We start from the raw sequence: 12,650 nt of genomic DNA on the forward strand, positions 1-12,650 counted from the left end.
ATCTTCTGACCCGTCTGATGCCCTCGACCCTACAGAAAATCCGTCAACTCATGAAGGGCAAAAGCGTCTTGGCTGTCATCCGTGGTTTGCACCACGCCCTGTCGGCCGATAAAGTCCCCTGATCTTTTCCCACGGACGGAGTGCCAACGTGTTCTCAGCCTTTCGCTTGAGCCGCTATCGCCTGTCAGCCTTTTCGCTGATCGCCACCGCGCTGACCCTCGCTGCCTGCAATGCCCCACCGACGTCAACGCTGCCGGTTGCGCCGGAAGTCGCCTCGGGTTATCGCACCGACCTGCAAACCCGGCACGCCGCGAAACACATGGCGGCGGCAGCCAACCCTCTGGCGGCCGAAGCCGGCCGCGAGATGCTGCGTCAGGGTGGCTCAGCGGTTGATGCCGCGATTGCCATGCAAGCAGTGCTGACGCTGGTGGAACCCCAATCCTCGGGCATCGGCGGCGGCGCGTTCATTGTGTTGTGGGATGGCAAGAACGTGCGCACTTACGACGGTCGCGAAACCGCACCGGCCGGCGCCACCGAGAAGCTTTTCCTACAGGCTGACGGCAAACCGATGGCCTTCACCCAGGCACAGATTGGGGGTCGCTCAGTGGGAACGCCCGGCGTGTTGCGGGCGCTTGAGCTGGCCCATCAGCAACACGGTCGTCTGCCGTGGGCGCAACTGTTCGAACCGGCCATCAGACTCGCGGAGCAAGGTTTCGCCATCTCGCCGCGCCTGCATCAGCTGATCGCTTCAGACGCTTCCATGCGACGCTCGCCGGACATGGTGGCGTATTTTCTGAATGCCGATGGCAGCCCGAAAGCGGCGGGTACTCAGCTGAAAAACCCGGCACTGGCCGCCGTGCTCAAGCGCATCGCCAAAGAAGGTCCCGACGCGCTGTACAAAGGGCCGGTTGCGCAAGAAATCGTCGCCAAGGTTCAGGGCCACGCCAACCCCGGCAGCCTGTCGCTGAATGATCTCCAAAGCTATACGGCCAAGGAACGCGCGCCGCTGTGTACCGACTACAAACGCTGGCAGGTCTGCGGCATGCCGCCGCCGTCGTCGGGCGGGGTCGCCGTGGCGCAGATCCTTGGCACACTCCAGGCGCTGGAAGTTCGCGATCAGCGTTTTGCCCTGGCCTCCATGAAACCGGTCAAGACCGACAAACCCGCCGGCACCGAGCCGACACCAGAAGCCGTGCACCTGATCGCCGAAGCCGAGCGTCAGGCCTACGCCGACCGCGCGCTTTATCTGGCCGACGCCGACTTCGTGCCCGTCCCCGTCAAAGGCCTGGTGGACCCGACCTATCTGGCCAGCCGCGCAGCCCTGATCGGCGATCGCAGCATGGGCACCGCCAAACCTGGCACCCCGCCGGGCATCAAGGTCGCCTACGCACCGGACCGTTCGCCGCTGCGCATCTCCACCTCGCAAGTGGTGGCGGTCGATGACGAAGGGGGCGCGGTGTCCATGACCACCACCGTCGAATCCGCGTTCGGCTCGCACGTGATGGTGCAAGGCTTCCTGCTCAACAATCAGATGACCGACTTCTCGTTCATCCCCGAAGAAAACGGGCAGAAAGTCGCCAACCGCGTCGAACCCGGCAAACGCCCCCGCTCGTCCATGGCACCGACGTTGATCTTCGACCGCCAGAGCGGCGAATTTCTCGCCACCATCGGCTCGCCGGGCGGTTCGCAAATCATCGAATACGTCGCCAAATCCACCATCGGCCTGCTCGACTGGAACCTCGACCCGCAAGCCGCCATCAGCCTGCCCAACTTCGGCAGCCGCAACGGCCCGACGGAGCTGGAAGAGGGGCAGTTCAGCGCTGGGCTGATTCAGGCGCTGAAGGACAAAGGGCACAGCGTCAGCGAGATCGACATGACCAGCGGCACCCAGGCGATTGTTCGGGTGAAGGATGCGCAGGGGAAAGCGTCGTTGGCAGGTGGGGCCGATCCTCGGCGCGAGGGTGCAGCGTTGGGGGATTGAGTCCTGCGCAGGGTGGAAAAGGCTTACCGGGAGGTAGGCCTTTTTTTTACGTAATAAATCCGGATCGGCTATCTCGCGCCGACTTTTCCTACCTGCAAACCACTGCTTCTTCGATAGAGTTCAAAGATCATTTTTCGCATCAATTCGGCCATCCGAAGTCGCTGTCGCTTATCGCTTCGGCGCCGTTTACATAAAATTTTTCGGCACTCACAAGCAGTACGACGCAATCGACGCCGATACCGTCGAGATGGAGTAACCAATGAACATTCGTCCGATTCACACCGACGAGGACTACCGCGCAGCCCTCAAGACTGTATCTGCCCTTTTCGACAATGAGCCAGAGCCTGGTACGCCTTAAGGGGATTATTTCGACATCATGATCACACTGATCGAAGCTTATGAATCGAAGCAGTTTCCAGTTGATCTGCCCAATCCAATCGATGCGATAAAATTCCGCATGGAACAATCAGGTCTTTCCGCAGCGGACCTTGCGCCTGCCATTGGCCGGACAAACCGGGTTTACGAAGTGCTTAATGGCAAGCGTGCGTTGACGCTCCCGATGATATGGAAACTACATGATCTGTTCGGAATACCAGCAGAGAGCCTGATTAAACCTCTGAAACAAGCTTGATCAAACGTCGGTCGAATCGTACTGGCCGACGCTGAAAATCTCCCCTCCCCGGCTCATCGGATATCACGCAGGCACACTACACGCTCACGTACACCCACGCTTCAATCCCGGATTGAAGGACTACGCTGACACGCTTGTAATCCGCTACTTCATAACTGTCGGCGGCCGCCAGTTCCTCGGGTGTGATCTGGAACACCATCCCCGGAATCGGCGCGCTGCTGGCGCTGCCCGGACGAAGAATCGGGTGGTGGGTCTTGCCGCTGGTGGCCAACACCTCTGGGTCGGTGATTTCGACCCAGGACTGCTCGTACCCCAGCATCGCATCGGCACTGCCGGTCAGCTCGCGCCCGAAGTTGGCCAGTTGCACGGCTTTGTCCTGCAAGGTGCCGTAGGAAAACAGGTACACCGTTGAATCGCTCATCCATAAATCCTTGATTGAATAGTCGCGCGCCGCTTATCGGGTGATCTTCAGCGCTTGCCGTGCCTTGTGCTTCTCCAGCGCCAGATCGATCAAGCGGCTGACCAGCTCGCTGTACGTCATGCCGGTGGCCTGCCAGAGCTTGGGGTACATGCTGATGCGGGTGAAGCCGGGCAACGAGTTGATTTCGTTGATCAGCACTTCGCCGCTGTCGGTCAGGAACACATCGACCCGCGCCAGCCCGGAACAGCCCAGCACCTGAAACGCTTCGACGGCCAAGGCGCGGATGCGCTCGCTGGCTTCGGTGCTGATGTTCGCCGGCACCACGACCTCTGCCGCTTGAGCGTCGATGTATTTGCTGTCGTAGGAATAAAAGCCGCTGCGCACTACGATCTCGCCACACCCGCTGGCGATGGCGTCCTCGTTGCCGAGTACCGCGCACTCGATCTCGCGGCCGCTGACGGCGGATTCGATCAATACCTTTTCATCGAAACCCAGGGCCAGCTCCACTGCCGCCGTGTACTCGGCTTCGTCGCTAACCTTGCTCACGCCCACGGATGAGCCCTGGTTCGCCGGTTTGACGAACAGCGGCAGGCCGAGTTTGCCCTGGACCTCGGCGAACCCGGTGCGTGCGGCACTGGCGCGGGTCAGGGTCACGAAGGGTGTGACTGCAATCCCGGCGTCACGCAGCAGGCGCTTGCTGATGTCCTTGTCCATGCACACCGCCGAGCCGAGCACGTCGGAGCCGACAAACGGCAAATCCGCCATGCGCAAAAGGCCTTGCAGGCAACCGTCCTCACCCAGCGTCCCGTGCACGATCGGGAAAATCACGTCGACGTGGCCCAGCAGTTCCTGGCCGGAGGTTTCGACCAGTTGCTGGCTGGCCTTGCCCGGCACCACGGCCAGTTCCCGGTTGGACTGGTTGAGGGCGATCAGGGCCGGATTTTCCTGGTTGAGCAGGAAGTTCGAAGGGTCGTTGAGGTGCCAATGCCCTTGCTTGTCGATACCGATCAGCACCGGTTCGAAGCGCGACCGATCCAGCGCATCGACGATGTTTTTCGCCGACTGCAGCGACACTTCGTGCTCCGCAGAACGACCACCAAAAATAATCCCGACCCGCAGCTTGCTCATACCAGACACCTCAACGAACGATCATACGTACCCGCGCCCCGACGGCTTTCAGGCTGCAGAGAATGCTCGACACCTTGCAACATTTGCCTGCGGTTTTCTACTAACCCCGAGGGTTTTGTCGGCCGGAAGACAGGTGGCTGGTCACTGGGTTACCGTGATCTCCATTGCGTTCAAGAACACGACACCATGGCCAAGCACACGCCTCCCATCGACTGGTTCCACCGCGCCCCCGACGTGGGCGGGGTTCAGCGTTTCGAGGCGTTTTTTGCCGGCCACGGCTACGACCTTCACCGCCATGACACCTACGCAATCGGCCGGACCCTGGCCGGCGTGCAGAGTTTTCAGTACCGCGGCGGCTGGCGCCACAGTCTGCCGGGCGGAACGTTGGTGCTGCACCCGGACGAAGTCCACGATGGCGAGGCCGGCACCGAGGCCGGTTTCAAATACCGGATGATGTACATCGAGCCAGCGCTGATCCAGCAAATGCTCGGCGGGCAGCCGCTGCCGTTCATCAAGACCGGATTGTCGACAGACCCACGCCTGTTCGCCGCCACCGATGTGCTGCTGCGAAGCCTGGATTGCCCCCTCGATCCATTGGAAGAACAGGACGCACTGTTCGACCTGGCGCAGGCCTTGAGCAGCGTTTCGGGAGCGTCCTCCACCCAGCGCAAAAGCTTCGATTATGTGGCCGCGGAGCGCGCACGCGAGTTCATCCACAGCGCTCTGGATCGCACGGTGACGCTGGAGGAACTGGCGCAACACAGCGGTCGGGATCGCTGGAGTCTGTCGAGGGATTTTCGCCTGCTGTTCGGCACCAGCCCTTATCGATACCTGACCATGCGCCGCCTGGACCTGGTCCGCGCACTGCTGATCCAGGGCCAGTCACTGGTCAGTGCGGCACTGATCGCCGGTTTCACCGATCAGAGCCACATGACCCGGCAATTCAGCAAGACCTACGGCCTGTCACCGGCCCGCTGGATGAAAATGCACCACCGCTGAGCGCGCACAATCGTACAAGAAGCCTGCTGCCGTGCTGACTATCGTGGCTTCACGATCAACCACGGGAGCTTGCTTCATGAACGCCTACCAAAGCCTGAACTTCGCTGAAAAAATCGCCCGGATCGACTCGCACTGGAGCCCTCGGGTCATCGCCGAAATGAACGACTACCAGTTCAAAGTGGTGAAATTGCTGGGAGATTTCATCTGGCACGATCACCTGGATACCGACGAGACCTTCATCGTGCTCGAAGGGCAGCTGCGCATCGACTTTCGCGATGGCCACGTGCTGGTGAACGCGGGCGAAATGTACGTGGTGCCAAAGGGTGTCGAGCACAAACCCTGCGCGGAACAGGAAGTGAAACTGCTGCTGATCGAACCCAAGGGTGTACTGAACACCGGCAGTGAGGGTGGCGAACGCACGGCGCAGAATGACGTATGGGTGTGAAAGGCAGCCGGTTTATGGCTGCAAGGTCTTGCCTTCCACCGGGTCGCCGATCGCCAGGAAATGCCCGCCCGCCACATGGTGCAGGGTGCGTAATGCATCGTGTCCCTCGAAGTGCCAACGGCCTTCGCTGAATACGCGCTCATCGGCCTGGGCGGCAATCACCTCGGCCAGGAACAGGTCATATTGCTGGTGATTGCTGGGCTCCGGCAGCAGTCGGCATTCCAGCCAGGCGACGCAGCCTTCAAGCATCGGCGCGTCGATCAGTTCACCGCTGAACGTCTGCAGGCCGTACACCTGAAACTTGTCCAGGCCCTGGCCCTGGGTCAGTTCCAGGCCCGACGTCGAGCCCACGGTCTGGGTGATATCGGCCTGGGCCGCGCAGGGAACGTTCAGCACGAAGGTGCCCGACGCTTCCAGCAGTTGTCGGGTCCAGGTGGACTTGTCCAGCACTACGGCGATTTTCGGCGGTTCGAAGTCCAGCGGCATGGCCCAGGCGGCGGCCATGATGTTGCGCTGGCCATCATGTGCCGCGCTGACCAGCACGGTCGGCCCGTGATTGAGCAAGCGATAAGCCTTGGACAAGGGAACCGGACGGCGATGAGAAACGCTCATGAGGGCTGCTCCTGGGGCAAAACGCTGATTGTAGCGATTTCCGCCAGGAGGTCAGGTATCAAGTCGCCAGTTGGTTGGCAAACTGCCCGACCGCGTTGACCACTTTCTGCGCACCGTCCTGGATCTCGACAATCACCGTGCCCGCCTCCGCCGCCAGCGCCAGGCCTTGTTCAGCCTGGAGTTTGCCGTCGGTCATCAGGGCCACGGCATTGCGCGCCATGTCCTGGTTCTGGCGCACCACGCCAACGATTTCATCGGTTGCCTGGCTGGTGCGTGAAGCCAGTTGCCGGACTTCATCCGCGACCACGGCAAAACCTCGGCCCTGCTCACCGGCACGCGCCGCTTCGATGGCCGCGTTAAGCGCCAGCAGGTTGGTCTGTTCAGCAATGCCGCTGATGGTTTTGACGATGGTGCCAATCACCAGCGACTGCTCGTTCAGCGCTTCGATGCCTTCGCCGGCAGTTTGCATGTGCCGGGCCAGGTCACGCATCACGTCCACCGCCTGAGTCACCACGGCGGTGCCGCGCTGGGCGCTTTGATCGGTTTGCTGAGAGGTGCTGTAGGCGATGTTGGCCGCCTCGGCGACAGCCTGCTCCTGATTGACCTGATCGGTAATCAGCGTGGCGAATTTCACCACTTTGTAGAGTGTGTTGTTGGCGTCCACCACCGGGTTGTAGGACGCCTCCAGCCAGACCATACGACCGTGGCTGTCCACACGCTTGAACCGGCCAGCGACGAACTCCCCGGCGTTCAGGCGTCGCCAGAAGTTCTGATACTCAGCGCTGTTGTAATCCTCTGGTTCGCAGAATGTACGGTGATGTTTACCTTTGATCTGCGCCAGGCTGTAACCCATGCCGCTGAGGAACCGCTCGTTGGCCGCCAGCACGTTGCCATTGAGATCGAACTCGATGACCGCCGTCGAACGCACCAGCGCGCCGATCAGGTTCTCATGCTCACGGGACGCCTCGATGGTACGGGTCAGGTCGCTGGAGTAAATCGAGAAGTGCTTGATCCGACCTTCCGAAGACCGCACCGGTTGCGCGATCGAGCGCAGCCAGGCTTCCTGGCCATTGCCACGCAACAAACGCACGGTGCCGGCGAAATGCTCGCCACGGGTCAGCGCAGCCTTGAAGCGGTGGTGGAATTCGTCCGATTTCACATGGGCCGGGACGATGTCTTCGATTTGCCGGCCGATCAGGTCGCTGCTCTTGTAGAGCATCTCGCCGAGGAAGTTCTGGTTGACCGATTGAATCCGCCCATCGGGATCGAGGGTCAGCACCAGCATCTCGCTTTCCAGACTTTCCTTCACTTGCTGAAGGCTGGAGAGTTCTTCGCGAAGAGCCGACAGCTCCTGCTTCAAGCGTTTGTTGAACATGGAAAGCACCGATGGACAGGGATAGAAAGCGGCATATAGCTTAGCCATCGGCCTTGCGGATGTTTTCTGAAGCCTGCTTCAGGGTTGTCCTACAAAAATAGTTGTGGCACGCCTATCAGGCTGTTTACTCACGCCGCGCCAGCGGCCGGGCAATGTTCAACCCGGGGCATCCGTGTGCCGAAATACGCCGCGCTGCTCACGCCCACCGCGCCCATCACCGCACTGAAGATCACGCAAATCCACGGATTCCAAGGCATCAGACCGATCAGCAACAACGGTGTGACACTCGCCCACGCTGCGTAGGCAATGTTGTAGGTGAAGGAAATGCCCGAGACGCGAATCCGCGCCGGAAACAGGCTGACCATCACCGACGGCACCGCGCCGACGACCCCGCAACCGAGGCCGGCAATCGCGTAGGCCAAGCCGATCCATTCGCCCCCGGTGATCAGGCACGTATAAAGTACGCCGATGCCCAGCGGCAGCAGCAGGCTATAGAGCATGACCGTGCGCCAGGCACCGATGCGGTCGACGAGCAGCCCGGCGAGTACACAGCCGATGTTCAGGAACACAATGCCCAAGGCACTCAAGGCGAAGGTATGGCTGGCGGTCATGCCGAAGGTTTTTTGCATCATGGTCGGGGTGATGACCACGAACACCACCACCGCCGACGTCAGCACGCAGGTGAGGAGCATCGCCGGCAGAATCGCCAGGCGATGTTCACGCAAGACCGTGCGCAGTGGCAGTTCGACGGCGGCATCACGCTTCGCCTGCATCGCCATGAATACCGGGGTTTCGCTGAGCCAGCGGCGCAGCCAGACGCCAATCACCCCGAACACGCCGCCCAGCAGGAACGGATAACGCCAGGCGTAATCGAGGATTTCTGCCGGGCTGAACGCCTGCGCCAGAAAGGTCGCGGTCAGGGCGCCGATCAGGTAGCCAAAGGTCAGCCCGGCCTGCAGGAAACCCAGGGCATAACCGCGATGCCCGGCCGGCGCGTGCTCGGCGACGAACACCCAGGCGCTCGGCACTTCACCGCCGACCGCAGCACCTTGCAGGACCCGCAGGACCAACAGCAGCAGCGGTGCGAAATAGCCGATCTGGGCGTAGGTCGGCATGATACCGATCAGCAGGCACGGCAGCGCCATCATCAGGATGCTCAGGCTGAAGACCTTCTTGCGCCCTAGCCGGTCGGCGAAATGCGCCATCAGAATGCCGCCCAAAGGCCGCGCCAGATACCCCGTCACGAAAATCCCGAAGCTTTGCAGCAAGCGCAGCCACTCGGGCATTTCCGGCGGGAAGAACAACTGGCTAAGGGTCAGGGCGAAAAAAACGAAAATGATGAAGTCGTAGATTTCCAGCGCACCGCCAAGGGCCGCCAGGCCAAGGGTCTTGTAGTCCGAGCGGCTGAACGGCGCCGGGCGCGAATCGGTATTGGCAGTCATGAAAAGAACTCTGGCACGGGCAAAAAACCAAGGCGCCCATGGTCTACGCAAACGCGCCCACCGACAACCCGTTAGACCAAAGTCTCAGTCTGGTTAATCTTCGTCACAGAATATGACTGATTGATTTACTGTTGGCACCTGTCCAGACGGGCCTTTGCCGCCCCAAAGACCACAATAAACATAAAAACTCGAGGTACTCCCGTGGCCGCTGATATCGAAGATACCCGCTCCGCCCGCTTTGCCCTGCGCTGTTCAAGTTTTGCCGAACGCTGGTTCCCCGACTCCTGGGTATTTGCCGCGCTGGCAGTGATCATCGTGACCGTGGCCACCCTGGCCATGGGCGCCAAACCGACTGACGCGGCCATGGCGTTCGGTGATGGGTTCTGGAGCCTGATTCCATTCACCATGCAGATGGCGTTCGTGGTCATCGGCGGTTATGTCGTCGCCAGCTCCCCGCCCGCGGTGATACTCATCGACCGCCTGGCCCGGATCCCGAAAAACGGGCGCTCGGCCGTGGCCTGGGTCGCGTTGATTTCCATGGTGGCGTCGCTGCTGAACTGGGGCCTGTCGCTGGTGTTCGGCGGCCTGCTGGTGCGCGCCCTCGCCCGCCGCACCGACCTGAAAATGGATTACCGCGCCGCCGGTGCTGCCGCCTATCTGGGCCTTGGCGCCGTGTGGGCCTTGGGCCTGTCGTCGTCCGCCGCGCAATTGCAGGCCAACCCGGCCAGCCTGCCGCCGTCGATTCTGTCGATCACCGGCGTCATTCCGTTCACCCAGACCATTTTTCTCTGGCAGTCCGGCGTCATGTTGCTGGCACTGATCGTGATTTCGCTGATCATTGCCTACGCCACCGCGCCGGGGCCGAAAACAGCCCGCGACGCCGAAGCCTGCGGCATCGACCCGAGTTTCAACCTGCCACCGCTGCAACCGCGCACCCGTCCCGGCGAATGGCTGGAGCACAGCCCGCTGCTGACGATTCTATTGGTACTGCTGGCGGCGGGATGGCTGTTCCACGAGTTTTCGACCAAGCCGGCGATCAGCGCGATCTCGGGCCTGAACACCTACAACTTCCTGTTCATCATGCTCGGCGCACTGCTGCACTGGCGTCCACGCAGCTTCCTCGATGCCGTGTCCCGAGCGGTGCCGACCACCACCGGCGTGCTGATCCAGTTTCCGCTCTACGGCTCGATCGCTGCGCTGATGACCACGGTCAAAGGCACTGACGCGCAGACCCTGGCCCACCACATCTCGACCTTCTTCGTCAGCATTGCATCCCACGACACCTATGCGCTGCTGATGGGCGTTTACTCGGCGATTCTCGGTTTCTTCATCCCATCCGGCGGCGGCAAATGGATCATCGAAGCGCCTTACGTCATGCAGGTGGCCACCGACCTGAATTACCACCTGGGTTGGGCCGTGCAGATCTACAACGCGGCTGAAGCCCTGCCGAACCTGATCAACCCGTTCTACATGCTGCCGCTGCTGGGCGTGCTCGGATTGAAGGCGCGGGACTTGATCGGTTTTTCGTTCGTGCAATTGCTGGTGCACACGCCGCTGGTGCTGTTTCTGCTGTGGGCGCTGGGGACGACGCTGACGTATACGGCGCCGGTGATGCCTTAACCCAACCTGATAATCACCACAAAACCATTGTGGGAGCGGGCTTGCTCGCGAAAGCGGTGCGACAGTCAACATCATTAGTGACTGATACATCGCTTTCGCGAGCAAGCCCGCTCCCACATTAGGGCTCGGCTGTATTCGAAGACGTAATTCGTCAATCCCTGCACGCCAAACCACGTTCCGTAGCAAATAATAGCTCAGTGCCACTACTTTCCTTTACCGCCCCGCTGCTCCGGTAATATCCTTGCGCGAATATTATCTGTTTCAACTTTTTGCAGGCCGGAAAGGGAGTTCATCGTAATGATCGTAGGGATTGACTTGGGGACCACCAACAGCCTCGTCGCCGTCTGGCGTGGGGAGTCCAGCGAGTTGGTGCCCAATGCCCTGAGCCAGTTTCTCACCCCTAGCGTGGTGGGTCTCGATGATCAGGGCCGCGTGTTGGTGGGTCAGGCCGCCCGCGAGCGTTTGCACACCCACCCGCGCCAGACCGCTTCGCTGTTCAAGCGGCACATGGGCAGCGCCACGGAAGTGCGGCTGGGAGACAGGTCATTCCGCCCCGAGGAGCTTTCGGCGCTGGTGCTCAAAAGCCTGAAGGAAGACGTCGAACGGGCCTTTGGCGAAACCGTGCATGAAGCGGTGATCAGCGTGCCGGCCTACTTCAGCGATGCCCAGCGCAAGGCCACGCGGATTGCCGGTGAACTGGCCGGTCTGAAGGTTGAAAAGCTGATCAACGAGCCGACCGCGGCAGCCCTGGCGTATGGGCTGCACCAACGGGACAAGGAAACCTCGTTCCTGGTGTTCGACCTCGGCGGCGGCACCTTCGATGTGTCGATCCTGGAGCTGTTCGACGGGGTCATGGAAGTGCGCGCCAGCGCGGGCGACAACTTCCTGGGCGGCGAAGATTTCGACAGCGTGCTGCTTGAGCATTTTCTCGAGCACCATCGCAACACCGATAACTTTCCTGACCGCGCCAGCATCATCCAGCCGTTGCGTCGCGAGGCCGAGCGCGTGCGCAAAGCCCTGGGCCAGGACAGCAGCGCCGAATTCAGCCTGCGGGTCGACGGCCAGCAATGGACACAAACCATCACCCAAGCGCAATTGGCCACGCTCTACACGCCATTGCTCGAACGCCTGCGCACACCGATCGAACGAGCCCTGAGAGACGCGCGGATTAGGGTCAGTGACCTCGACGAAATCCTGCTGGTGGGCGGTACGACGCGCATGCCGCTGGTTCGCAAACTGGCGGCCGGCCTGTTTGGGCGTTTTCCTTCGATCAGTCTCGACCCGGACGAAGTCGTGGCCCACGGTGCGGCGATCCAGGCAGCCTTGAAAGCACGCTCCGCCGCGCTGGAAGAAGTGGTGCTGACCGACGTCTGTTCCTACACATTGGGCATCGAAACTTCGACCCAAATCGGCCAGCAATACGAAAGCGGACATTACCTGCCGATCATCGAGCGCAACAGCATCGTGCCGGTGAGCCGGGTGAAAACCGTATACACCCTGCAAGATAATCAGGACCAGGTGCGGCTGAAGATCTTTCAGGGCGAAAGCCGCCTGGTCAAAGACAACGTGGCATTGGGCGAACTGGACATCAAGGTGCCGAAACGCAAGGCCGGCGAAGTCGCCCTCGATGTGCGTTTCACCTACGACAACAACGGGTTGCTCGAAGCCCAAGTGGTCATCCCGCTGACGGGCGACAAGCATTCGCTGGTCATCGAGAACAATCCCGGCGTGCTCACACCCGAGGAGATTCAGCAGCGACTGGAGGGCCTGGCGCTGTTGAAGATTCATCCGCGCGATCAACAGGTCAATACCGTTTTGACCGCACGCCTTGAGCGTCTCTATCAGGAAAGTCTGGGGCAGATGCGTGAACAGATCGGTCATTGGGCCAAACAGTTTCAGCACGTGCTTGATTCGCAGGATGAACGGCGGATCCGTGAAGCGCGCAGCGAACTGACCCAGCAACTGGGCACGCTGGACAACGGTCTCTGGCACTAAG

10 protein-coding genes and 3 pseudogenes are annotated in these 12,650 nt (G+C 61.0%); 7 read left to right on the forward strand and 6 right to left on the reverse strand.

Annotated elements, in window-relative coordinates; all coding sequences use genetic code 11:
* Positions 1-148 precede the first annotated feature (148 nt).
* The 3 genes and pseudogenes from ggt to ACA051_RS24910 all read left to right on the forward strand — a co-directional run bounded on the left by ggt (position 149) and on the right by ACA051_RS24910 (position 2,612).
* A complete protein-coding gene (ggt, locus tag ACA051_RS24900) occupies positions 149-1,981 on the forward strand; it encodes a gamma-glutamyltransferase (protein WP_497372322.1) in 1,833 nt (610 codons plus the stop codon).
* 157 nt (positions 1,982-2,138) lie between these two features.
* A pseudogene (locus ACA051_RS24905) lies at positions 2,139-2,237 on the forward strand (type II toxin-antitoxin system HigB family toxin); the annotation flags it as partial.
* A gap of 3 nt (positions 2,238-2,240) precedes the next feature.
* Positions 2,241-2,612, forward strand: a pseudogene (locus ACA051_RS24910) (helix-turn-helix domain-containing protein).
* 76 nt (positions 2,613-2,688) lie between these two features.
* On the opposite strand, the gene ACA051_RS24915 reads toward ACA051_RS24910, so the two are convergent.
* Positions 2,689-3,033 carry a gamma-glutamylcyclotransferase family protein gene (locus ACA051_RS24915; RefSeq protein ID WP_497305435.1) on the reverse strand — a complete coding sequence of 115 codons (345 nt, stop codon included), beginning with the start codon at positions 3,031-3,033 and terminating at the stop codon, positions 2,689-2,691.
* Positions 3,034-3,066: 33 nt separating this feature from the next.
* The gene (ddlA, locus tag ACA051_RS24920) at positions 3,067-4,161 is read right to left on the reverse strand and encodes a D-alanine--D-alanine ligase (protein WP_497372324.1); all 1,095 of its coding nucleotides are present in this window, start codon (positions 4,159-4,161) and stop codon (positions 3,067-3,069) included.
* Between the two features lie 186 nt (positions 4,162-4,347).
* Here ddlA and ACA051_RS24925 point away from each other — a divergent pair, with 186 nt between their 5' ends.
* Both ACA051_RS24925 and ACA051_RS24930 read left to right on the forward strand, forming a co-directional pair.
* A complete protein-coding gene (locus ACA051_RS24925; protein WP_497372326.1) occupies positions 4,348-5,160 on the forward strand; it encodes an AraC family transcriptional regulator in 813 nt (270 codons plus the stop codon).
* 76 nt (positions 5,161-5,236) lie between these two features.
* Positions 5,237-5,605, forward strand: coding sequence for a cupin domain-containing protein (locus tag ACA051_RS24930; RefSeq protein WP_497305441.1), 369 nt, complete (start codon positions 5,237-5,239; stop codon positions 5,603-5,605).
* Between the two features lie 12 nt (positions 5,606-5,617).
* On the opposite strand, the gene ACA051_RS24935 is transcribed toward ACA051_RS24930, so the two are convergent.
* The 4 genes and pseudogenes from ACA051_RS24935 to ACA051_RS24950 form a co-directional block, all read right to left on the reverse strand.
* Complete coding sequence (locus tag ACA051_RS24935) at positions 5,618-6,217, reverse strand: flavin reductase family protein (protein WP_497305442.1); 600 nt, start codon at positions 6,215-6,217, stop codon at positions 5,618-5,620.
* A gap of 58 nt (positions 6,218-6,275) precedes the next feature.
* Positions 6,276-6,884, reverse strand: a complete 609-nt coding sequence (locus ACA051_RS24940) for a methyl-accepting chemotaxis protein (RefSeq protein ID WP_497375636.1) — start codon at positions 6,882-6,884, stop codon at positions 6,276-6,278.
* Positions 6,864-7,640: pseudogene (locus tag ACA051_RS24945) on the reverse strand (PAS domain-containing protein); the annotation flags it as partial. The gene ACA051_RS24940 and the pseudogene ACA051_RS24945, both read right to left, overlap by 21 nt.
* A gap of 80 nt (positions 7,641-7,720) precedes the next feature.
* Positions 7,721-9,034, reverse strand: a complete 1,314-nt coding sequence (locus tag ACA051_RS24950; protein ID WP_497372328.1) for an MFS transporter — start codon at positions 9,032-9,034, stop codon at positions 7,721-7,723.
* A 201-nt stretch (positions 9,035-9,235) separates the two neighbouring features.
* Between ACA051_RS24950 and ACA051_RS24955 the strand changes: the two genes are divergently transcribed.
* Both ACA051_RS24955 and ACA051_RS24960 read left to right on the forward strand, forming a co-directional pair.
* Positions 9,236-10,654, forward strand: a complete 1,419-nt coding sequence (locus ACA051_RS24955) for a short-chain fatty acid transporter (RefSeq protein ID WP_497372330.1) — start codon at positions 9,236-9,238, stop codon at positions 10,652-10,654.
* Positions 10,655-10,951: 297 nt separating this feature from the next.
* The gene (locus ACA051_RS24960) at positions 10,952-12,649 is read left to right on the forward strand and encodes a molecular chaperone HscC (RefSeq protein ID WP_497372332.1); all 1,698 of its coding nucleotides are present in this window, start codon (positions 10,952-10,954) and stop codon (positions 12,647-12,649) included.
* The last annotated feature ends 1 nt before the right edge of the window (position 12,650 follow it).

The organism is Pseudomonas sp. LBUM1669, from assembly GCF_059695705.1.